This is a genomic window from Thalassobacter sp. HA4-2 (assembly GCF_055693705.1).
The window spans coordinates 1-21706 of the sequence record NZ_JBVFUK010000002.1 but is presented as its reverse complement, the minus strand read 5'-3'; the positions used below and the strand labels follow the sequence as shown (position 1 = coordinate 21706).

Below are 21706 nucleotides of genomic sequence, written 5' to 3'. Positions count from 1 at the left end.
TCTGGATGTCCTTGGCCCCGAAAACGTCCATGCCCATAAATCGGAGGCTTGGGCCTGCGGTTGCCCAAGCCTCCGACAATGTGTGCAGCACCTGTACGATCCGCTGCTTTATCGAATGCGCGACCAAGGCCGGCCATCCGCCTCGGTGATCATTGGGTCCAAGGCAGCTGTTTGGACGCCGCGACCATCTGATCGACGAACAGACGCAGGCGGGTGGATTGAAACCGGTTCGGCGGAAAGATGGCATAGATCTCGCGGGCGGGGGCGGTCGCGTATGCGGGCAAGACAGGACGCAGGGTGCCGGTTTCAAGATGCTCTGACACGTAGAAGATCGGCAAGAGCACGATGCCAATGCCTTGGGCGGCGGCACGGCACAGGATATCGCCCGAATCCGCGCGAAAACTGCCGCGCAGGGACACCTGCCCGGTTGCGCCCCCGGCGTCCATATAGCGCCATTCGTGGGGGCCGCTGTTGCCGGTGAAGGCCAGCACGTTGTGATCGGTCAGGTCAGCGGGGACCTGTGGGGTGCCCTGTACGGCCAGATACTCCGGGCTGGCACACAGGACCATGGGGCAGGGCGCCAAGCGCCGCGCAATCAGTGATGTATCCTTCAGCGCGCCAATGCGCACCACCACGTCAAATCCATCGTTGGCGATATCCACCAGACGGTCATCCAGACTGACATCCAGTTCCACCTGCGGATATTGGGCGGCAAAGGCCGCGATCGCACTGCCGTAGTATTTGATGCCAAGACTTTGCGGCAGGCTGACCCGCAAGGGGCCCCGGGGCCGTGATTTCAGTTCGTTGATCTGATCCTCGGCTTCCTTGAGGTCTTCGAGGGCGCGCGTCGCCCGGTCGAAATACAACGCGCCTTCCTCTGTGGGGGACAGGTTCCGGGTGGTCCGGTTCAGCAGTTTGACCTGGAGCGCCTGTTCAAGGTTCTGGATCTGTTTGGACACCGCAGAACTGGTGATGCCAAGGGTCTGGGCGGCGCCTGCAAAACTGCCCGCCTTCACAACTGCGATGAACACGCCCACGCGCGAGATGTGATCCATGGGAATTGCCAACCAAATGGAATGAGTGATCTTCCAAAGCTGTATATTATCAACGCAAATCTGTCATGCAATATCAGTCCCAGACACAAACTCACACATCTGGAGACACACCATGACCAACCATAACGAACTGAACTACGGCGCTTTCATTGTCCGCGTATCCCTTGGGGTGATCCTGTTGGCCCACGCGTGGCTGAAACTGTTCGTCTTCACCATTCCCGGCACCATCGGCTATTTCGAAAGCCTCGGCCTGCCAGCCTTCACCGCCTATCTGGTGATCTACGGTGAACTGCTGGGCGGCACGGCCCTGATCCTTGGGCTGTATGCGCGCCTAGTGGCGGCCCTGTCGCTGCCGATCCTGATCGGATCCGTCTGGGCCCACGCAGCCAACGGCTGGCTGTTCAGCGCACCAAACGGCGGTTGGGAATTCCCCGTGCTGTTGGTCGCCTTGGCCGTGGCCGTAACGATCCAGGGCGGCGGAGCCTTTGCCCTGCGCAAGCTGCCCGTCATCGACACTTTCATCCCCGAGGGCCTGAAAGCCTAGAGGTATCCCAAACACTGCACGCGGCCCCCGCACCGGGGGTCGCCGAGTTGGAGACACACCATGACTTTGTATCAAGACATCAACACGCAAGACAACTTGCGCATGACCCTTCGCCCTGCGGCGGACCGCGGTAAGGCCGACTTTGGATGGCTCAAATCCGCGCACAGCTTCAGCTTTGGGCAATACTACGACCCTGCCCACATGGGCTTTGGCAACCTGCGCGTGATCAACGACGATCTGGTCGAAGGCGGGCGCGGGTTTGGTCAGCATCCCCACCAGAACGCCGAGATCTTCTCTTACGTTCTGGACGGCGCGCTGGAACACCGCGACAGCATGAGCAACGGGTCCGTGGTCGGGGCAGGGGGCGTGCAATACATGAGCGCCGGGTCCGGCGTCACCCATTCGGAGTTCAACCCGTCCCAGACCGAGGCGATGCGGTTCTTGCAGGTCTGGCTGTTGCCAGAGGTGCAAAATACGAAGCCCGCCTACGACACCATCGACCTGACCCCCGCTGACAAGGACGGCACGTTGAAACTGTTCCTGTCCCGCGACGGGCGTGACGGGTCCATGCAAACCCAGGCGGACGCCAGCGTTTATGCCGCGACCTTGCGCGGGGATCAGGTGATCGAGGCCACCCTTGCCCAAGGCCGCAAAGGCTGGGTCCAAGTGGCAGACGGGGCGTTGCATGTGAACGGCGTTGCCCTGTCCAAAGGGGACGGTCTGGCGATTGAAGGCGGTGGACCGTTGACGTTTGACCACGGCCAAGACGCAGAAATCCTGTTCTTTGATCTAGCGGCCTGACATGATGCGCGCCTGCCCTGTCCCCGGGGCGGGCGCATTTTTTTGCACCTGTTTTTCCGGTGCCTGCCTGCCATGGCCATCGTGTTTTGCTATAGCATTTTTGAATAACCACTTCGTTGCGATATACTGGGTTTTTGTATCCGTTTCGACGAAGCTTTGGTCAAAGCGTCACCTTTGACGTGCGCTTTTTGCGATGTGGTGCCCGTCATCCTTTGCGATGCACGCCGGATGGCTGCGTCACCCGATGAGGGCACCTGACCAAACAAGGGGAGGATGCAAAATGAAATTCACCGCACTTATGAAAGTGGCCGCAACCGCGATTACACTTGCCGTTCCCGGCGTTGCCGTGGCAGACTCGGCGCCTGACGTTCCTATCACGTTGCAAATCGGCTTTGGTGCAGGCGGGTCCACCGATACCCTGGGTCGGGCGATTGCAGCGGCCGTCGAGGAAAGCACCGGTTGGGACGTTGTGGTCGAGAACAAGCCCGGTGGCGGCGGCGTTGCCATGCTGTCGACACTGATGAACGCAGAGCCGGATGGCCGCAAGATCGGCATGGGCGTCACTGTGGCGACGATCATGAACCTTGCGATGCGCGGCGACAAACTGCCCTTTACCATCGGCAGCTTTGACCATCTGGCCACGGTGGTTCTGGCCCCCGTGTCCATCGTTGCGCGCGCGGACGCACCCTATGACACGTTTGACGAATTCATCGCTTACAGCAAGGCATGGGGTGGTTCCCTGGTGGGGTTTGATGGTGGGCCTCAGCGCCTGATCATGCAGTCGATCAACAACACTGTCGGCAGCCAGGTAAAGCTTGTTTCCAACCAAAGTGGCGCTGAAATCATCAAGGGCCTTTTGGGTGGTCAGCTGGATGCCGGGTTCAGCGCAGGCGAGCATATCCAATACTTGGACTCCGGTGATCTGAAGATGTTGGGCGTAGCCACACAAGCGCGCCATTCCTATTCCCCCGAGACAGAGACCTTGGTGGAACAAGGCTCCCCATTCTCGGTCGAGCCCTATTTCTACTTGGCCGCCCCGGCCGGTCTGGAGCCCGAGGCGAAGGCGGCCCTTGCCAAAGCGATTGCCGATGCGATTTCTTCTGAAACGCTGGATCAGTTGATTGAAAACGTCATGCAAACAAAGGCCAGCAATCTTGGCCCGGACGGCACACATGCCAAGCTGGCAAGCGGTCTGGATGATGCCTTTGCCCTGATCGAAGCCGCAAAATAATTGCGACACACACTGCCTGGGCCTTCGGGCCCGGCATTTCATCCGGGAGGCGAGGAATGACCGCAGAGCGCATTTTCACCGCAAGCCTTGTTCTGGGCTGTCTCGGCTTTTTGTATTTCATCCTGCCAGCGCAGGTAGAGGCGGTCGATTTCGGACGGGTCGTGCCATCTACGGTTCCATCCATCGCGCTTTGGGTGATCATCGCGGCAGGTGTTGTGCAATTCTTCACCAGTCAGGAACGCATCACGTTTCATTTACGGTCCAGCCTGCGCGCGATTGGTTTCCTTGTGATCTGCATTGCGGGCGTTTGGCTGATCGAGCGTTTCGGCTATGAGCTGTTCGCGCCGGTTTTCGCGATTTCCATCATGCTGCTTATGGGGGAGCGTCGCTGGTACTGGATGCTGTTTGCGGCCCTCGCCGTACCTTTGAGCATATGGTTTTTGGTCGAAAACGTCCTGAACCGCGTCTTGCCCTAGGGGGCTTGAGAGGGACAACCAATGGATATAGCAACCATCTTTGCCGGATTGGCCGACGCCATGACGCTGACCAATCTCTTGTTTGTTTTGGCTGGTGTTTTCATAGGACAGTTCGTGGGGGCCATGCCGGGCATTGGGCCGGTTATGGTCATGGCCATCGCGATCCCCTTTACTTTTGTGCTTAGCCCGCTGCCTGCCATTGGCTTTCTGGTGGGCGTGAACAAGGGCGGGCTGATCGGTGGGGCAATCCCGGCGATCCTGCTGAACACCCCCGGCACGCCCGATGCGGCGGCGACCGCACTGGATGGATATCCGCTGACGAAAAAGGGCAAGCCGCTCAGGGCAATGAAGATGGCGCTCTATTCCTCTGTGACCGGTGACACCTTCAGCGACATCGTGTTGATCACCCTGGCCGCCCCCCTTGCGATCCTTGCGCTGCAACTGGGCCCTGTCGAGATCTTTGCCCTTATGATCTTTGCGTTCTCGTTGATTGCGGGCTTGATCGGATCTTCCATCACGCGGGGCATCATCGCCACGGCCTTTGGCCTATTGGTGGCGACGGTGGGCCTTGATCCTGAACATTCGACCCCACGGTTTCTGTTTGGGATGTTCCAGCTGTATGACGGTTTTCCCATAGCCTCGGTTGCCATCGGGTCCCTTGCCGTGTCTGAAATCACGCTGCGCATTGCACGGATGCACGGGATCATCCGCCCCGCCGTTTCGATCCCGAAAAACCAGACCAAAGACCAGAAATCCGTCAGCTTTGCAGAGTTCTGGGCCTGTCGATTCATCCTTTTGCGCGGGTCCGCGATTGGCACATTCATTGGTGCGGTGCCGGGCATGGGGTCAACGGCGGCGGCCTTCATGAGCTATGCGTCGGCCAAACAATCGGCCAAGGATCCGTCAACATTTGGCAAAAGCGACATTCGCGGCATCGCGGCGGCGGAATCGGCCAACAGTTCGGTCGCGGGGGCGGATTTCATCCCGCTGCTGACCCTGGGCCTGCCGGGCAGTGCGTCGGCCGCCAACCTGTGCAATCTGGTGTGCGGGCTGTTTGGCTTGCGCCTGTGGAGCAAACTGATCACCGCACCCGAATCCTTGGCCCCCGGTTCGAGTTGTCCCTTGGACAAACCGCAACTATCCTGCGCGGGGATGTGCTGAACCTGACCAATCATCCGGTGGCGATCATCCTTTTGGCGATGTCCGCGTTCTCGATCTATTGGCTGGGTTTCAAGAAGCGCACCAAGACAACGTCAGCGTAAATCCCAAGGGTTACAAATTCAGGAGCAGTCATGCCCAAGAAAATTCTGTTCATCATGTGTGACCAATTGCGGTTTGATTACCTGGGGTGCACCGGGCATCCCACGATCAAGACACCCCACATTGATGCCTTGGCCGCGCGGGGTGTGCGGTTTGACCGGACCTATGTGCAGTCACCGATTTGCGGGCCAAGCCGGATGAGTTTTTACACGGGCCGCTATGTGCGCAGCCACGGCTCGACCTGGAACGGGTATCCGCTGCGGGTGGGTGAGATGACGCTGGGCGATCATTTGAAACCGCTGGGCGTGCGCACGGTGCTGTGCGGCAAGACCCACATGCGCGCGGACCTGGAGGGGATGGAACGCCTTGGTATCGATATGGACAGCGAGATCGGCGCGCTGGTCGCGGAATGCGGGTTCGAGGTCTGGGACCGCAGCGATGGGATTGTGCCAGAAGGCGCGGCCAACCGGCCCTCGAAATACAAAGATCACCTCAAGGCCAAGGGATACGGGGGTCACAATCCGTGGCACACGGCCGCCAACTCCGGCAAAGGGGATGACGGGGAAATCCTGTCGGGCTGGTTGCTGAAACACAGCACGGAACCCGCCGCCATCGAGGAGGAGGATTCCGAGACTCCTTACACCACAACCCGGGCCATCGAGTTTATGGAGCAGGCCAAGGATGACAATTGGTGCCTGCATCTGAGCTTTATCAAACCCCATTGGCCCTACATCGTGCCCGCGCCCTACCACGACATGTACAGCGCGGATGACATTCTGCCCGTCAAACGGTCCAAGGTGGAACTGGACGACCCGCACCCCCTGATGGAGGCCTACTACGGCTACCGCTATTCTCAGGCCTTCAGCCGGGACGAGGTGCGCCGCGCGGTGATCCCGGCTTACATGGGTCTGATCAGTCAGATTGACGACCAGATCGGGCGCCTGATGACCTATCTGGAGGACAGCGGGCAGATGGAGGATACGTTGATCGTGTTCACCTCGGACCATGGGGATTATCTGGGCGATCACTGGATGGGGGAAAAGGACCTGTTTCACGATCCCTCTGCCCGTATTCCGTTGATTATTGTCGACCCAAGTGCAGACGCCGACGCCACGCGCGGACAGGTGAACACCGACCTGACCGAGGCGATTGATCTGGCCCCCACCTTTGTCGAATATTTCGGCGGGACGGTGCCCGACCATATCCTAGAGGGGCGGTCGCTGCTGCCTGTGATTCATGGGCGCGAAACTACGCCCCGCGCCTATGCCATTTCGGAATACGATTATTCCACGCGCATCCACCTGCGCCACCTCAGCCCCAATGCCAAGTCCTGCCTGCTGACCATGGTGTTCGACGGACGGTGGAAGATGATCTGGGTCGAGGGGCACCGCCCGATGCTGTTTGATCAGGCCACCGACCCCGATGAGTTCCACGATCTGGGGGCGGACGACACCTATGCCCCGGAAATCGCGCGCCTGTCGGCGGCGATGTTCGATTGGTCCCGCCGACAGCACAATCGCGTCACCCTGTCGGATGAAAAGATCGACACGCAGATGTGTCACGATGATGCCGTCGAGGGGGTCTATCTAGGCTTTTGGGACGAGGCGGAGCTGGCCAGATGGCGCGCCGAAAACGACCCTGATTAGGTGACGGCGCGGCGTTCCTTGAACTTGGGCTGGTCCCATTCGCCGGTTTCCATGACCTCGCGGATATGAGCCACGGCATCCCAGATATCGACGTAGCGCACGTAAGGTGCGGCAAAGCCGAACCGCAGGATATCGGGCGCGCGGAAGTCACCCACGACGCCGCGCGCAATCACGGCCTGCATGATTGCGTAGCCTTCAGCGTGGGTGAGGGAGGCTTGGGATCCGCGCTGTTCGGCGTCGCGCGGGCTGGCCAGCTCAAACCCCATGCCGCCCAGTTCCTGTTCCGCCAGTGCGATGAACAGACCCCCCAAAGCCATGTTCTTTTGACGCAGCACGTTCATGTCTACGTCCGCGAACACCTCCATCGCCTTTTCCAGCGCCAGTGTCGCCAGTTGCGAGGCCGTGCCGGTCAGCATTTGGTCGATGGTCGGGTGCGGTTGGTAGTCTTGGGTAAAGGCAAAGGGGGCCGCGTGCCCGTGCCAGCCGCGCAGGGGTTGGTTCATCGCCTCGAAGTGGCGGCGCGCGACAAAGACGAAGGCAGGCGCGCCGGGGCCGCCGTTGAGGTATTTGTACCCACAGCCCACGGCGAAATCCGCGTTGCAGGCGTTCAATTGCACCGGCAGGCAGCCCGCCGAATGGGCCAGATCCCAGATCACCAGCGCGCCCAGATCCTGCGCCTGCTTGGTGATGCCGGGCATGTCGTAGATGCGGCCGGTCTTGTAGTGCACATGGGTCAGTTGCACGAGGGCGAGGTCAGTGCCTGCCTCTGCGATGGCGGCCTCGACCTCTTCGGGCATGACGCAGCGCAGCTCGCAGCCCATGATGTTGGCGACCTCTTGGTTGATGTAGACATCGGTTGGGAAGTTCCCGATCTCCGACACGATGATCTTGCGGTCCGGCCGCATGCGCAATGCCCCCACCAGCAGCTTGAACAGGTTGACAGAGATGGAGTCACACACGATCACCTCGTCGTCATCGGCACCCAGAATACGGGCGATGGCGGTGCCTGCGCGCTGCGGGGCGGGATACCAATCGGCGTCGTTCCAGCTGCGGATCAACCCGTTGCCCCATTCCTCCTTTACCGCGACCTCCAGCCGGTCCATCACGCCGTGGGGCAGGGCGCCCAGCGAATTGCCGTCCAGATAGATGTCGCCCTCGGGCAGGGCGAAGCGGTCGCGCAGGTGGGCGATGGGGTCGGCGGCGTCCATCTTGATCGTGTCTTCGCGGGTGATGGGGGTGGCTATCATGGGATGTGTCCTGTTGTTCGGTGTTGTGCGGTGCGTCAGACGATTTTGGACGAATGCCAGACGTTCTTGACGGTCATGTAATTGTCCAACCCTTCGGAGCCGCCTTCGCGGCCATAGCCGCTGGATTTGACCCCGCCAAAGGGTGTCTCGGGCATGGACGCCTCGAGGGTGTTGATGGACAGGTTGCCCACCTCGACCTCATCAATCAAGCGGTCAATGTAGTCCGCGCGATTGGTAAAGGCATAGCCCGCCAGCCCGTAGGGCACCGAATTGGCGCGGGCGATGGCATCATCCAGTGATGTGACCGGGTTGATGACCGCTACGGGGCCAAAGGGTTCTTCCTGCATGATGCGGGCATCGTCCGGGACGTTGACCAGCACCGTCGGTTCAAAGAAATACCCGGTGTCGCCGTGGCGCGCGCCGCCTGTGGCAACGGTGGCCCCCTTGGCGCGGGCATCTTCGACCAACGCGGTCAGGGCGGGCACGCGGCGGTCGTTGGCCAGCGGGCCCATTTCGGTGCCAGCTTCCGTACCGTCCCCCACCACGGTTTTGCGGGCACGGGCCACGAAGGCGTCGGTGAAGTCCTCAAAGATGCTTTCGTGCACAAAGAACCGCGTGGGAGAGGTGCAGACCTGCCCGGCGTTGCGCATCTTGCGGATCGCGCCAGAGGTGGCGGCGGCCTGCACATCGGTATCTTCGCAGACAATGACGGGGGCGTGTCCGCCCAGTTCCATCAACACGGATGTCATGTTTTCGGAGGCCAGCGTGGTCAGGTGACGGCCCACGGGGGTGGAGCCGGTGAAGGCCACAAGGCGCACGGGGTCTTGGGGGATCAGATGGCCAGAGATTTCCGCCGGGTCCCCGAACACGAGGTTCAGCACTCCCGCAGGCAGGCCCGCATCCTGGAACGCGCGGGCGATGTGGACGGCACCCGCTGGCGTTTCCTCGGCGGCCTTCAGAATGATCGAACAGCCCGACGCCAGCGCGCCTGCGATCTTGCGGGCCGGTTGGCTCATGGGGAAGTTCCACGGCGAGAACGCCGCGACGACGCCGATGGGTTGGTGGTGCACGGTGAACTTGTGCCCCTTTGCGGCGGGGATCACCCGGCCATAGGTGCGCATCGCCTCACCCGCGTCCCACTCGAAAAACTCGGCCCCGCGAATGACCTCAAGGCGGGCCTGGGCCAGCGGTTTTCCGTGTTCCAGCGTGATCGCTTGGGCGATCTCTTCCTGGCGTTCGCGCATCAATGCAGCCGCGCGCAGTATGGTGTCGCCGCGTTCGCGGGGCGAGGTTGCGCGCCAAATGCGAAACCCCTCCTCGGCAGCGGCCAAGGCGTCGTCAAGGTCAGAGATATCCGCACAAGGCAACCGTCCGATTTCTTGTTCGGTCGCTGGGTTGATCACGGCCATATCGCGGCGTGTCGTGCGCCATTCGCCGGCAATGAACAGTTTTAACTCAGGATACATGATCTCGCACGCCTTGGATTTGTGCCCAACACATTAGATGGTGGGGTTCAATTCAAGTGAATTGATTTGATACAGATATAAGATTGCAGAATATCTAAAGCGCGCAATCCCGCGCGACGAAGTGCAGGGCGTCCTTGAAGGCATGGCCCGCCGGCGACAGGCTGTTGTCACTGCGAAACGTCAGCCCGACAGGGCTTTGCCCGAAGGGCACGTGCCAATCCAGCGCCGTCAGGTATCCATTGTCCACGTCCTGTTGAACCACCGCAGCGGGCAGCAGCCCGACCCAGTCATTCGCCTGCAACAGCGCCCGGTTGGCAAGATAGGACACGGATTCAATCGCGAACGGCGGGGCATATTGCCCTTGCGCGATAAAGAACTGGTCGATCTGGCGCCGCATGGTGGTTTCAGCGGGGGGCAAAATCCAGCCAAAGGGCTTTATCTGTTCAAAATCCACCGCGTTGACCCGCGCCAATGGATGTTCGTTGCCGACCACTGCCGTGACGCGATCGTCAAACAGCTTTTCCTGTTTCAACTTATCGCGGTGGCGGTGCGAGGGCAGGCGGCCCACGACCAGATCAATCTCGCCCGACAACAAGGCGGGCATCAAAATCTCGTTGGTGCCTTCGATGATCTTGATTGCGACCTTGGGTCTTTCGCGCAGGACAGTCGCAATCGCAGCAGGCAGCAGTCTGGCTGAGGCCGCCAGCAGCGTGCCCACGACCACGCGCCCACTGTTGCCTTCGTTCAGGTCATCCAACTCCTGTGCGGCGTTCGAGACCTGCGCAAAGATCAGTTTGCCGTGCCGGATCAGGGTTTCGCCAAACACAGTTGGCACGACGCCGCGATTGGTGCGGGTGAACAGCGTGACCTCGAAATCGATCTCCAGGTCCTGGATCATCTTGGTGGCGGCGGGCTGGGAAATGCCCAACTCGCGCGCAGCATTCTGGATGTTGCCATGACTGCCCACAGCCACCAGCAACCGCAACTGCCGCAGTTTCAGGCGCGTCAGCGCGCGTTCCACGATGCGGGAATGTTTGGCGATCATAGGGAAATCGCGCGGCTGAGGCTGTCCAACTTGGCAATGACGCTCATGGCGGCAAGCGCAGAGCTGCGCGGGCTGTCGGGCAGGGATTGTCCGCTGATCTGAAAGGTGAAGGTTCCGAAATCACCCTCGGCCTCGATCTCGTGGATATTTGCGCTGACGTCTGCATCGGCGATCAGGCGTACGGTGGTTTTATCAAAGCCCACGCCGGCCAGAGCCACAGCGGCGGCGACATTGGCATTCTTTGGGTAGGCGAGGGCGGCCTCGCGCGCGGTCCCCTCAAAGTGGGTCTGCGCGCCTGTCGTCAGGGCGCCCAGGTCGATCTTGTCTTCCGCCGGAGAGCCGCGCCAGCCGCCGGGCGGCTTACGCCCCACGTAAGTCACACGATCCAATCGGCCGACATGGGCCGCCTGTAGGCAGTCCAACGCGCCGATTGCCCCACTGGCCAGATGCAGCTTTGCCCCGCCGGTTTGGGCGGCGGTGTCCAGCGCGGTGTAGGTATCGTGATCCGCCAAGGCCCCCAAAGAGACGGTCAGAAGATCCATGCCGCGCGCCAGAATGGCCGGGCCATAACCCGCCAGCGCCGTATGCCCCGCGCAATCAATCACCAGATCCACCTCGTCGGGCAGGGCGTCAACGGTGCTGACGAAAAGGTCGGGGTTCTGGGACAGGCGTGCCGGGCGGACCAATACAGCGCACAGATTGTGCGGGCGGTCTTTCAACGCACGCTCTACATAACTTGCGATGGCACCTGTTCCGATCAACGCGATTTGCATAAGCTCTCCTTTGTGTTCGCCGCAAGATTATCGAAATTGACGACCTACTGATATACTTTTTTTGATATCGAATTTTCGCCTTAAATCTTGGCAAGCAAGGCGGGTTGCGGCCTTGGGGGCGTCGAAAGCAAAGCTGTCTAAACGCAGGGGTCCGACCCATGAAATATACGAAACATGATGCCAAAGCCTATGCCAAAGAGCACATGACCGGCATCTGGGCCGCGGCCTTGAACCCGTTCAACGATGATCTGACCCTGAACGAGGCGGGCCTGCGTGCCAACATCCGCCACTGGATTGATGATCTGAAAATTCAGGGCCTGTTCGTGGCGGGCAAACAGGGCGAGTTCTTTTCCATGAGCGTGGCCGATTACATCGTGGTGCACGCGCCGGTGCTTAGCTTTGTGCATGATCGCGGCGAGGTTCTGTATCAGTACTACAAGACCTTCTGTGATCAGCTGGACATCGGCATTGCCATGTGGAGCCATCCCGACAGTGGCTATCTGATGCAGCCCGAGGAATGAGCGCGCATCGCCGAGTTGCCCAACATCGTGGCGATCAAATACTCGGTCCCGCGCGAGATGTATGTCAAACTGCACCACATGATTGGCGACAAGATCCAGGTCTCGACCTCACAAGAGGATGATTGGCTGGACAACATCGAAGAGTTGGGACGGCGGCTGTATCTGTGTTCCTCGCCGCCTTATCAGTTGCAGACCAAGAACGACCTGCGGATGCACGAATACACCCAGCTGGCCTTTGACGGCAAGTTCGAAGAGGCCCGCCGTGTGCGTGACAGCCTGAACCCCGTGCGCGAAGCGATCAAGGCGTCCAGGCCCGCAGATAAGCCTACGGCCTTTGGCAAATACTGGCAGGAATTGTTGGGTCAGGTCGGCGGACCCGTGCGCAAGCCCATGCTGGACTTGACCGAGGCCGAAAAGGCAGAGGTTCGCCGCGCCTTTGGAGGCTGCGGCCTGAAACTGTAGGCTGGGATCGCAGGGAATTTGAGGAAAGCGAGACCCCCTTGGGAAAGCTGAAAGCGTTCAATTTCAAAAACTGGATTGACGAGCATCGCCATCTTTTGAAACCGCCCGTCGGCAATCAACAGGTGTGGGAAGACGCGGACCTGATGGTGACCGTAGTGCGCGGTCCGAACAAGCGTACCGATTACCACGACGATCCGGTGGAGGAGTTTTTCTACCAGCTTGAGGGCAACATGGTCCTGAAGATCTAATGACGGGGAAGAATTCTACGACGTGCCGATCCGTGAGTGCGAGATCTTCCTGTTGCCGCCCCACGTGCGCCATTCTCCGCAACGTCCCGAAGAAGGGTCAATCGGACTGGTGGTCGAACCCAAGCGCCAGATTGGAGAGCTGGACGCGTTGGAGTGGTATTGTTTCGAGTGCGGCACCCTTGTGCACCGCGCCGAAATGCAGCTGACCTCGATCGTCGAGGACCTGCCGCCCGTCTACAACAAGTTCTACGCCTCCGAAGAGGATCGGACCTGCCCCAATTGCAAGGCGATCCACCCGGGCAAGGAACCGCCAGAGGGTTGGGTCAAACTCTAAAGCAGAAAAAAGGGCAGCTTGGGTGTTCCAGCCGCCCTTCGTGTTTCTGGGTCAGCCCGCGTCCAGCAGCATCGGGAACCAATCCGTGCGCAGGCGCTGTCCCTCGGTCATTCCGTGACCGGGGAAGGGGGCGAGGTCGGGCCGGGGCGTTCCACATACCGTGCATCATCCCCAAGCAGCCGCAGGGAAAACGCCCGGCGCCGGGTGCCCGCCTCGTTGCCGCGCGCGCCGTGCAGGGTCTTGTAGTTGAACGCGACTGCGTCGCCCGGCTCCATCTCGTATTCGCGGATGTCCATGCCCATCGCGTCCGGGTCCGGAACGGGCATGTAATCATCGTCATTGGGGTAAAAGCTGGTCTCTGCCAGCCAGCGCGTCGGCAGCACAGGTTTTTCCCACAAATGCGATCCCGCAACACAGCGCAGCGATGCTGTCTTTACTGGATCAAGGGGTGACCAGAAGCTGACGGTTTGCTGACCCTCGACGAAGTAATAGGGGGCGTCCTGGTGCCACGGCGTCGGTTTGGAGGTGCCGGGTTCCTTGACCAGCACGTGGTCATGGAACATCTGAACCGACTTGGACCCCATCAACTCCGCCGCGACGGCCGCCGCCGGGGAGGCATGGATTGCCGCCTCGAGTTCGGGAATCCGGGTCCAGTTGCAATAGTCGTCAAAGAACCGTCCGCCTTCGCCTTCCTTCAGGTTCTCGGCGGCGTAGGGACCGGGGTCTGCCATGTTGCGGGCCACGCCTTCGCGCAGCTGTTCGACCTGATCCTTGAACAGGCCTTTCACCAGCACGACGCCGTCGCGGGCGTAGGCATCGATGTGATCTTGGGTCAACAGGGGATGGGTCATGGGATCTTCCTTTGTGCGCGCGGCCTATTCGGCCATCTGGCGGTCGACTTGTTGTTCTTCATTTATCATCGCCTGAAGCTGACGGCGGAACCGCAGTTGGCCCCCGTCAATCGGCAGATCAATATGCGGAGATGTCGTGTTGGTCATGCCCTTTTGCACTTCGTTCAGGACGGCGCGATCCTCTTCAAAGGCGTGTTGGACATCTTCGGACATCATCTTGGACAGGGCTTCATCATCCGGGCGGATGTTGCGCAGCTGGAACCAATGATACCGCGTGCGGCCCTCGTCGGTGGGGGTCATAAAGTTGTAGCTGTCCATGATGAAGGTGTTTTCGTGCAAGGGGCCATCGGGCCCGCCGGTGCCTGCCGGGGTGAACACCGCCTTGATCAAGGCGTGGGACGGATAGCGCACCTCATAGTGTTGCAGGCGGTCGCAGTTGCCCTCGAACTCCACCACCTTTTTGTAGAACGGGGCCGGTTCGTGATCCATCATCCAGCGGTGCACAATCACACCGCTATCGGTTTTCTTGATCCGCAGGGGCGTGTCCTTGGTGGCATCGGCCGCAAAGCTGCTTTGGTGGACCCAGGCCACATGGGTCGGGTCCAGCAGGTTGTCGCACATCAGCAGGTAGTTGCAATCAAGCTCCATCGCGGCACCGCGGTTGATGCCCCAATCGGGGTTGTCGTAATTCTCGATCTCGAAAATGTCGGCGGGGTCGGCAAGGGCCGGGTTGCCCATCCAGATCCAGACCAACCCGTATTTTTCGTGGAAGGGGTAGGCATGGACCTTGGCGTTCGACGGGATCCCGCCCGAACCGGGGGCCCAGACACAGGTGCCCGCGCAATTGAACGTCAGCCCGTGATAACCACACTGGACCGTATCGCCCTTGATCCGGCCCTTGGACAGGGGCAGTTTGCGGTGCGGGCAGGCGTCTTCCAGGGCGACCAGATCCCCGGCCTGGGACCGGAATACGCACACCTTTTCGCCAAGCACCATAATCTGTTGCAGATCGCGTGTGATTTCATGATCCCACGCCGCGACATACCATGCGTTCTTCAAAAACATCTGCGTGCTCCTTTGTTCGGCGGCCCAGAATACCGGGCAAGTTCAAGCCATTTTCGCGGGCGCAGTCCAGCGCGTCGTCGTACCCTGCATCGCCGTTGCGCACCATTTCGTTGAAGGCCAGCCCCAGCTTGTCGCGCAAGCCAAGGCCGACCCAGCAAATCCGCGCGGGCAGGCCCTGGAATTCAATCCGTTCCTTCGCCATGTCCAGCCAGTTGTGCAGGTGCGGGTCGTCGATCAACTCCTTCACCTTGGCGTCGGTCTTGTAGATATCCTCCGGGTCACCGGACAGGGCGCACCACCGGAAGGGGCCGATGCCTCAGCAGAACAGTGGCCGGATGTAGGCGGGCACAAAGCCAGGGAAATCAAAGGCGTTCTCCAGCCCTTCTTCCTGTGCGACTTGCCGGATGTTGTTGCCGTAATCCAATGTGGGCACGCCTTGGTTCCAAAAATCCACCATGGCGGCGACTTGGGTCTTCATCGAGGCGCGGGCCGCAGCCTCGACCGCTTTGGGGTCGCTCTCCTGCTTGGCGCGCCATTCGGCCACGGTCCAACCTTGGGGCAGATAGCCATGGATCGGATCATGGGCCGAGGTCTGGTCCGTGACCATGTCAGGTTTCACACCGCGTTTGACCAGTTCGGGAAAAACATCCGCAGCATTGCCGATCAGGGCCACGGACTTCGCCTCGCCGGCCTTGGTCCAGCGGTCGATCATCGCCAAGGCTTCGTCCAGATCGTGGGTTTTTTCGTCTACGTAGCGGGTGTGCAGGCGGAAGTCGGCGCGGGTCTCGTCGCATTCCACAGCCAGACAGCAGGCCCCGGCCATCACAGCGGCCAAGGGTTGCGCGCCGCCCATGCCGCCAAGGCCACCGGTCAGGATCCAGCGGCCCTTGAGGTTGCCGTCGTAGTGCTGGCGCCCGGCCTCCATGAAGGTCTCGTAGGTGCCTTGAACGATGCCTTGGGTGCCGATGTAGATCCACGACCCGGCGGTCATCTGGCCATACATCGCCAGCCCCTTTTTATCCAACTCGTTGAAATGGTCCCACGTCGCCCAATGGGGCACGAGGTTGGAATTGGCGATCAACACGCGCGGCGCGTCCTTGTGGGTTTTGAACACGCCCACGGGCTTGCCCGATTGCACCAACAGGGTTTTCGTGTCCTCCAACGCCTTGAGCGCGGCGACAATCGCGTCGAAATCATCCCATGTGCGCGCCGCACGCCCGATGCCGCCGTATACCACCAGCTCATGGGGGTTTTCGGCCACGTCGGGGTGCAAGTTGTTCATCAGCATGCGCATGGGCGCTTCGGTCAGCTAGCTTTTGGCGGTGATCTCGGTGCCCGTGGGGGGAAGATGTCGCGTTGGTTGTGGCGGGGGTCAGTCATGGTGTGCCTCCAAGGGTCGGGGCCAGTGCGGCCAGTGTTGTCAGGATGTCCCTAAGGTGCGGGCGCAGCTTTGCCGCTTTGGTCTCGTCATAGGTCCAGGGCGCGGTTTCGGTGCGAAGATATGTCGATGGGGCCAGCTCCATCTGGATGGCGTGGATATCTAGCGTGGGTCGCCCATAATGGCGCGTGGTCCAGCCGCCCTTGAACCGCCCGTTGACCGTATCGGTATACGGGGACGCTGCGCAGATCGCGGTGGTCGCGGCCTCGACGCGCGGATCGCAGGTGGTGCCAAGGTTCGTGCCGGTGTTGAAATCGGGCAGGATGCCGTCGAACAGGAACGGAATGCGCGACCGGATCGAGTGGCAGTCGTAAAGGATCGCAACGCCGTGCAGGGCGCGGACACGCTCCAGCTCCGCGTGCAAAGCGGCATGGTAGGGCGCGTGAAAGGCCATACGCCGCGCCTCGATCTCGGCGGCGGTGGGCGGTGTGTCCCAGATGTCCAACCCATCGAAATCGGTCAAAGGCACCAAAGTGGTGTTCTGACCGGGATACAGGCTGCGGCCTTCGGGGTCGCGGTTGGCGTCGATCACGTAGCGGTGGAAGTTGGCGCGCCCGGTGTCGTTCAGCGTTGCGGCCACGTCATCGGGCACAAACGTCCCCGTATGCGGCAGGCCCAGCACAATGGGACTGTCACCTTGGGATACGGAAACGGGGGTCACTCGGCCTGACCTTTGACAAACGCGGGCAAGGTCACGGATGCAGCCAAGGCACCGCTTGCCACCAAACTGCTGGCCGCCTCGATGCACGGGGTCAGATAGCGATCTTCTGCCAGGGTCGGGACGTTCGCGCGCAGGGTTGCCATGGCGTGCTCCAACGCAGCGCTGGTGCGCAGGGGCGCGCGGAATTCGATCCCTTGCGCGCCGCACATCGCCTCGACCCCCAAGATCACATTCAGGTTCTTGTTCATCCGCAAAAGACGCCGCGCGGCGTGGGCGGCCATGGAGACGTGGTCCTCTTGGATGGCAGAGGTCGGCGTGCTGTCGGTGGTGCAGGTATTGGCCAGATGCTTGTTCTCGCTCATCAGTGCGGCCGTTGTGACCTCTGCAATCATCAGGCCCGAGTTCAAACCCGGGTCCGGTGTCAGGAACGGGGGCAGGTCGAACGACAGGGTCGGGTCCACCATCAAGGCGACGCGGCGTTGCGCGATGGCCCCGATCTCGGAAATCGCCACGGCGATCTGGTCGGCGGCAAAGCCCACCGGTTCGGCATGGAAATTCCCGCCCGACACGATCAGATCATCCTCGACCAGTACCAAGGGGTTGTCGGTGACAGCATTCGCCTCGATCTCAAGGGTGCGGGCGGCAAAGTGCAACAGGTCCATGGCGGCGCCGGTCACCTGCGGCTGACAGCGGATGCAGTAGGGGTCTTGGACGCGGGTGTCGCCGTCCACATGGCTTTCGCGGATCTCGGATCCTTCCATCAAGGCCCTTTGCGCCCGCGCCACTGCGATTTGACCGGCATGGCCGCGCAGGGTGTGGATCGCGTCTTGCAGGGGCGCGGTGGAGCCCATGATCGCATCCGTAGACAGCGCACAGGTCAGAACACTGGTGGCCGCGTTGCGCCACGCACCCCACAGACCCACCAGCGCGCAGGCCGTGGAAAATTGCGTGCCGTTGATCAGGGCCATCCCCTCTTTCGGGCCCAGCACAATCGGTGTGATGCCCGCCTTGCGCAGGGCCGCGTCGGCGGGCATGCGGGTGCCTTCAAACACGGCCTCGCCCGCGCCGATCATGGCGGCGGCCATATGGGCCAAGGGGGCCAGATCACCTGAGGCTCCGACAGATCCTTGCGCGGGGATCACGGGTGTGACGCCCCGCGCCCCAGCGACAGCAGTTTCAGCACCATCATCAGCCGTGTGGTGGACGCGTCCAGCGCCTCTCCCACGCCGCAGCAATGGGACAGGATCAGGTTGCGCTGCAATGTGGCCACGTCTCCCGCCGCGATCTTGACGCTGGCCAGTTTGCCGAACCCGGTGTTCACGCCATAGACCGCCGCATCGCCTGCCGCCTTGGCCACCATCCCATGGGCGGCCTTGATCCCGTCATGGAATGCTGGGTCCAATGTGACGGCGTGGTTGTTGGCCCAGATGTCATGCAGCTGTGCCAAGGTGGCCGCACCGGGTGTCAGTGTAACGGTCATAAGGATCCCCCGAAAATACGTGTGTGCAGCGGGTTGAACCCGATGCGGTAAGCCAGTTCCGCCGGATGGGCGATGTTCCAGACGCACAGATCAGCGCGCGCGCCCGGCGCGATGCGCCCCCGGTCCGCTGCTCCAAGCGCCTGAGCCGCGTGCACCGTCAGACCCAACAGCGCCTCTAGCGGGGTCATCCGAAACAGGGTGCGGGCCATGTTCATCGTCAACAGGGGCGAGGCCATGGGCGACGAGCCTGGGTTGCAATCCGTGGCCAACGCCATGGGCACGCCATGGGCGCGAAACGCGGAGAACGGCGGGCTTTGGGTTTCGCGCAGGGTGTAGAACGCGCCGGGCAAAACAACCGCGACCGTGCCCGATTGGGCCAAGGCCTGCGCATCGGCATCCGTGGCGTATTCCACATGATCGGCACTCAGCGCGCCGTATTTTGCCGCCAGTTGTGTGCCGCCGATGTTCGACAACTGCTCGGCATGCAGTTTGACCGGCAGGCCCAATTCGACGGCAACATCGAAAACCCGTGTGATCTGGGCGGTATCAAAGGCGATGCCTTCGCAGAACCCGTCCACAACATCGACCAACCCTTCGGCATGGGCGGCGCGCAGGGTCGGGATGCAAACCTCGTCAATATAGGTATCAGGCCTGCCCTTGTATTCAGGCGGCACCGCATGGGCGCCCAGAAAACTGGTGCGCACGTCAATGGGCCGGGCCTTGGCAATCTGCCGCGCGACGCGCAGCATTTTCAGCTCGGTTTCGGTGTCGAGGCCATAGCCGGATTTCACCTCGATCAGGGTGACACCTTCGGCGATCATGGCATCCACACGGGTCAGCGCGTCTGCCTATAGCGCCGCGTCAGAGGCGGTGCGCGTGGCACTGACGGTGGACACGATCCCACCCCCGTCCGCGCGACCTCCTCATAGCTGGCCCCGTTCAGGCGCAGCTCGAATTCCGCCGCGCGGTTGCCGCCAAACACCACATGGGTGTGGCAATCAATCAACGCAGGTGTCACAAGCCGCCCGCCCAGATCCTGCGCCGGGTGGTCGCGGTAGCCCTGTGGAATGTCCGCCATGGGACCAACCCACGCGATCCGATCCCCCTCCAGCGCAATCGCACCGTCCTCGATCAAACCGTAATCTTGGCTATCGCGCAGGGTGACGACGCGGGTGTTGGTCAAAAGCATGGGGCGACACGCTTGCTAAATAACGTGCTTTTTAGTTTTATGTATGCACATAAAGTAAGGTCAAGCGGAGTGACCTGATGCAAACACTTTGGGCCAGAACAGCGTTGCTGCCTTCGGGGTGGGCCTCAGATGTGCGTGTGCACATTGGTGCCGATGGGCGCATCACACAGGCGCACGCAGACGCGCCCGCTGCGGGAACCGAAGTGCCGATGCTCTTGCCTGCGCCTGTGAATGTGCACAGCCACGCGTTTCAACGCGCCATGGCGGGCCTGACCGAACGGCGCTGCCCCGATCCAAGCGACTGCTTTTGGACATGGCGCCAATTGATGTTCCGGTTTCTGGACCGTCTGACACCCGATCACATTGAGGCCATCACCGCCTTTGTGCAGATGGAAATGCTAGAGGCAGGCTATGGCGCGTCGGTCGAGTTCCACTATCTGCATCACCAGCCCGGTGGCGTGCCCTATGATGCCCTTGCGGAAACCTCTGAACGCGTTGTGGCCGCGGCGGGCGAGACGGGCATGGGCCTTGGGCAACATGGCGTTGGATCACCGTTGGTGCCTGATCCACTGCACGCAGATGACACCGCAGGAAACCATCGCACTTGCGCAGTCCGGTGCAGTCGCAGGCCTGTGCCCCATCACGGAAAGCAGCCTGGGCGACGGTATTTTCGACGCCCTGCGTTGGCTGGATCACGACGGGGCGATTGCCATCGGGTCCGACAGCAACATCCGCATCGCGCTTAGCGAAGAGCTGCGCACGTTGGAGTATTCGCAACGGTTGCGAGACGGCACACGCGCAGCACTGGCCTCGCCGGAAAAATCAACCGGGCGGCGTTTGTTCGACAGTATCGTTGCAGGCGGCGCGCAGGCCTCGGGCCGGACCACTGGCCGTATCGAGATGGGGGCCTGGGCCGATGTCATGGCCCTCGACACCACCTCGGAACACATGTGGGGCAGGGTGGGGGACACCGCCCTTGATGCGTGGATCTTTGCGGGCGATGACCGCCTGGTGACAGATGTTTGGTCGGCTGGGCGGCATATGGTACAGAACGGGCAACACGTACAAAGGGGCCGCATTGTCGCCGCCTACAAACAAACGATTGACGCATTGAGAGACGCCCTGTGAACTCCCCCACCTTTCGCAATTGGCAAAGCGTGCAGGACGAGGTTCTGCGCCGCATCCACGCCCGCGAATGGGCCCCCGGCGATCTGATCCCCAATGAGGCGGACCTGGCCATCGAATTCGGCTGCGCCCGGTCAACCGTGAACCGCGCCTTGCGGTCGCTGGCCGAAAGCGGGCTGTTGGACCGCAAGCGCAAGGCGGGCACACGGGTGGCCGCGCAACCGGTGGCCAAGGCCACGCTCGACATCGCCGTGCTGCGGCACGAGGTCGAGGACAGCGGCGCAAAATATGGCTATCACCTGATATCGCGCGGGATTGAGAAACCCGCGCTCCATATCAGTGCGGCCATGAAGACTGCGGCAGACGCGAAGCTGCTGCATGTTTGCGCGCTGCATCTGGCCGATGACCACGCCTATGCGATCGAGGACCGCTGGATCAACATTGACCAGGTCCCCACCGCGACGGATGAAACCTTCGAGACGGTCAGCGCAAATGAATGGCTGATGCAACACGCGCCCTACACCCACGGGGAAATCGCGTTTTCAGCGGTGCAAGCATCGGCAGAGCATGCTGACATGATGGACGTGGCCAAGGCCAGTGCCTTGTTTGCAATGGACCGTCTGACGTGGGATGGCCCCGCGTCGGTCACCAAGGTAAGATTGCTGTTCACGCCGGGCTATCAGTTGCGCACTGGCCTTTAGATCCCGTTTTGTATCCCCAGAAAGATCACATCATGCCGTTTGATTTGGAAACACCCGCCCTGTTGTTGGACCACGCCAAAATGATGC

At 61.2% G+C, this 21706-nt stretch carries 15 protein-coding genes and 7 pseudogenes; 11 read left to right on the top strand and 11 right to left on the bottom strand.

From position 1 onward, the window contains the following. Positions 1–149 precede the first annotated feature (149 nt). On the bottom strand, positions 150–1055 hold the full coding sequence (locus tag ACZ1G0_RS15505; protein ID WP_472737852.1) for a LysR family transcriptional regulator: 906 nt from the start codon (positions 1053–1055) through the stop codon (positions 150–152). Positions 1056–1167: 112 nt separating this feature from the next. On the opposite strand from ACZ1G0_RS15505, the gene ACZ1G0_RS15500 reads away from it, so the two are divergent. The 6 genes from ACZ1G0_RS15500 to ACZ1G0_RS15475 all read left to right on the top strand — a co-directional run bounded on the left by ACZ1G0_RS15500 (position 1168) and on the right by ACZ1G0_RS15475 (position 7013). Beyond that, complete coding sequence (locus tag ACZ1G0_RS15500) at positions 1168–1599, top strand: DoxX family protein (RefSeq protein WP_472737851.1); 432 nt, start codon at positions 1168–1170, stop codon at positions 1597–1599. A 60-nt stretch (positions 1600–1659) separates the two neighbouring features. Then, a complete protein-coding gene (locus tag ACZ1G0_RS15495; RefSeq protein ID WP_472737850.1) occupies positions 1660–2400 on the top strand; it encodes a pirin family protein in 741 nt (246 codons plus the stop codon). 280 nt (positions 2401–2680) lie between these two features. After that, a complete protein-coding gene (locus ACZ1G0_RS15490) occupies positions 2681–3631 on the top strand; it encodes a tripartite tricarboxylate transporter substrate binding protein (RefSeq protein WP_472737849.1) in 951 nt (316 codons plus the stop codon). Between the two features lie 56 nt (positions 3632–3687). Next, positions 3688–4107 carry a tripartite tricarboxylate transporter TctB family protein gene (locus tag ACZ1G0_RS15485; RefSeq protein WP_472737848.1) on the top strand — a complete coding sequence of 140 codons (420 nt, stop codon included), beginning with the start codon at positions 3688–3690 and terminating at the stop codon, positions 4105–4107. A gap of 21 nt (positions 4108–4128) precedes the next feature. Beyond that, on the top strand, positions 4129–5268 hold the full coding sequence (locus tag ACZ1G0_RS15480; RefSeq protein ID WP_472737847.1) for a tripartite tricarboxylate transporter permease: 1140 nt from the start codon (positions 4129–4131) through the stop codon (positions 5266–5268). A gap of 131 nt (positions 5269–5399) precedes the next feature. Next, entirely contained in the window at positions 5400–7013 is a 1614-nt protein-coding gene (locus ACZ1G0_RS15475) for an alkaline phosphatase family protein (protein ID WP_472737846.1), read from the top strand. On the opposite strand, the gene kynU is transcribed toward ACZ1G0_RS15475, so the two are convergent. The 4 genes from kynU to ACZ1G0_RS15455 all read right to left on the bottom strand — a co-directional run bounded on the left by kynU (position 7010) and on the right by ACZ1G0_RS15455 (position 11544). After that, complete coding sequence (gene kynU / locus ACZ1G0_RS15470; protein ID WP_472737845.1) at positions 7010–8260, bottom strand: kynureninase; 1251 nt, start codon at positions 8258–8260, stop codon at positions 7010–7012. The genes ACZ1G0_RS15475 and kynU overlap by 4 nt on opposite strands. 35 nt (positions 8261–8295) lie before the next feature. Further along, positions 8296–9726: an NAD-dependent succinate-semialdehyde dehydrogenase gene (locus ACZ1G0_RS15465; RefSeq protein WP_472737844.1), complete on the bottom strand. Its 1431-nt coding sequence runs from the start codon at positions 9724–9726 to the stop codon at positions 8296–8298. A 94-nt stretch (positions 9727–9820) separates the two neighbouring features. Continuing rightward, positions 9821–10771 (bottom strand): LysR substrate-binding domain-containing protein, encoded by a 951-nt coding sequence (locus ACZ1G0_RS15460; protein WP_472737843.1) that lies wholly within the window; start codon positions 10769–10771, stop codon positions 9821–9823. After that, positions 10768–11544: an aspartate dehydrogenase gene (locus tag ACZ1G0_RS15455; protein WP_472737842.1), complete on the bottom strand. Its 777-nt coding sequence runs from the start codon at positions 11542–11544 to the stop codon at positions 10768–10770. The genes ACZ1G0_RS15460 and ACZ1G0_RS15455 overlap by 4 nt, the downstream gene beginning before the upstream one ends. A gap of 158 nt (positions 11545–11702) precedes the next feature. Between ACZ1G0_RS15455 and ACZ1G0_RS15450 the strand changes: the two are divergent. Together ACZ1G0_RS15450 and ACZ1G0_RS15445 are read left to right on the top strand one after the other, a co-directional pair. Continuing rightward, positions 11703–12527 (top strand): annotated as a pseudogene (locus ACZ1G0_RS15450) (dihydrodipicolinate synthase family protein). 38 nt (positions 12528–12565) lie between these two features. Further along, positions 12566–13109: pseudogene (locus ACZ1G0_RS15445) on the top strand (3-hydroxyanthranilate 3,4-dioxygenase). Positions 13110–13160: 51 nt separating this feature from the next. On the opposite strand, the pseudogene ACZ1G0_RS15440 reads toward ACZ1G0_RS15445, so the two are convergent. From ACZ1G0_RS15440 to hutI, 6 genes and pseudogenes are all read right to left on the bottom strand, one after another. After that, a pseudogene (locus ACZ1G0_RS15440) lies at positions 13161–13960 on the bottom strand (phytanoyl-CoA dioxygenase family protein). Positions 13961–13984: 24 nt separating this feature from the next. After that, positions 13985–15025, bottom strand: a complete 1041-nt coding sequence (locus ACZ1G0_RS15435; protein ID WP_472737841.1) for an aromatic ring-hydroxylating dioxygenase subunit alpha — start codon at positions 15023–15025, stop codon at positions 13985–13987. Positions 15026–15113: 88 nt separating this feature from the next. Next, positions 15114–16405 (bottom strand): annotated as a pseudogene (gene hutU / locus ACZ1G0_RS15430) (urocanate hydratase); the annotation flags it as partial. Beyond that, complete coding sequence (locus ACZ1G0_RS15425; protein WP_472737840.1) at positions 16402–17124, bottom strand: N-formylglutamate amidohydrolase; 723 nt, start codon at positions 17122–17124, stop codon at positions 16402–16404. The gene ACZ1G0_RS15425 and the pseudogene hutU, both read right to left, overlap by 4 nt. Then, positions 17121–18604, bottom strand: a pseudogene (gene hutH / locus ACZ1G0_RS15420) (histidine ammonia-lyase). The gene ACZ1G0_RS15425 and the pseudogene hutH overlap by 4 nt, the downstream one beginning before the upstream one ends. Continuing rightward, positions 18601–19793, bottom strand: a pseudogene (hutI, locus tag ACZ1G0_RS15415) (imidazolonepropionase). The pseudogenes hutH and hutI overlap by 4 nt, the downstream one beginning before the upstream one ends. Before the next feature lie 77 nt (positions 19794–19870). Here hutI and ACZ1G0_RS15410 point away from each other — a divergent pair. The 3 genes and pseudogenes from ACZ1G0_RS15410 to ACZ1G0_RS15400 form a co-directional block, all read left to right on the top strand. Continuing rightward, positions 19871–19939, top strand: a pseudogene (locus tag ACZ1G0_RS15410) (hypothetical protein); the annotation flags it as partial. Between the two features lie 433 nt (positions 19940–20372). After that, positions 20373–20921, top strand: a complete 549-nt coding sequence (locus tag ACZ1G0_RS15405; RefSeq protein WP_472737839.1) for an amidohydrolase family protein — start codon at positions 20373–20375, stop codon at positions 20919–20921. After that, positions 20918–21619 carry a GntR family transcriptional regulator gene (locus tag ACZ1G0_RS15400; RefSeq protein ID WP_472737838.1) on the top strand — a complete coding sequence of 234 codons (702 nt, stop codon included), beginning with the start codon at positions 20918–20920 and terminating at the stop codon, positions 21617–21619. The genes ACZ1G0_RS15405 and ACZ1G0_RS15400 overlap by 4 nt, the downstream gene beginning before the upstream one ends. The last annotated feature ends 87 nt before the right edge of the window (positions 21620–21706 follow it).

Excerpts from the sequence above, each read along its gene's own strand:
- ACZ1G0_RS15505 (WP_472737852.1), bottom strand. The coding sequence starts at position 1,055 with ATGGATCACATCTCGCGCGTGGGCGTGTTCATCGCAGTTGTGAAGGCG.
- ACZ1G0_RS15500 (WP_472737851.1), top strand. The coding sequence starts at position 1,168 with ATGACCAACCATAACGAACTGAACTACGGCGCTTTCATTGTCCGCGTA.
- ACZ1G0_RS15495 (WP_472737850.1), top strand. The coding sequence starts at position 1,660 with ATGACTTTGTATCAAGACATCAACACGCAAGACAACTTGCGCATGACC.
- ACZ1G0_RS15490 (WP_472737849.1), top strand. The coding sequence starts at position 2,681 with ATGAAATTCACCGCACTTATGAAAGTGGCCGCAACCGCGATTACACTT.
- ACZ1G0_RS15485 (WP_472737848.1), top strand. The coding sequence starts at position 3,688 with ATGACCGCAGAGCGCATTTTCACCGCAAGCCTTGTTCTGGGCTGTCTC.
- ACZ1G0_RS15480 (WP_472737847.1), top strand. The coding sequence starts at position 4,129 with ATGGATATAGCAACCATCTTTGCCGGATTGGCCGACGCCATGACGCTG.
- ACZ1G0_RS15475 (WP_472737846.1), top strand. The coding sequence starts at position 5,400 with ATGCCCAAGAAAATTCTGTTCATCATGTGTGACCAATTGCGGTTTGAT.
- kynU (WP_472737845.1), bottom strand. The coding sequence starts at position 8,260 with ATGATAGCCACCCCCATCACCCGCGAAGACACGATCAAGATGGACGCC.
- ACZ1G0_RS15465 (WP_472737844.1), bottom strand. The coding sequence starts at position 9,726 with ATGTATCCTGAGTTAAAACTGTTCATTGCCGGCGAATGGCGCACGACA.
- ACZ1G0_RS15460 (WP_472737843.1), bottom strand. The coding sequence starts at position 10,771 with ATGATCGCCAAACATTCCCGCATCGTGGAACGCGCGCTGACGCGCCTG.
- ACZ1G0_RS15455 (WP_472737842.1), bottom strand. The coding sequence starts at position 11,544 with ATGCAAATCGCGTTGATCGGAACAGGTGCCATCGCAAGTTATGTAGAG.
- ACZ1G0_RS15435 (WP_472737841.1), bottom strand. The coding sequence starts at position 15,025 with ATGTTTTTGAAGAACGCATGGTATGTCGCGGCGTGGGATCATGAAATC.
- ACZ1G0_RS15405 (WP_472737839.1), top strand. The coding sequence starts at position 20,373 with ATGACACCGCAGGAAACCATCGCACTTGCGCAGTCCGGTGCAGTCGCA.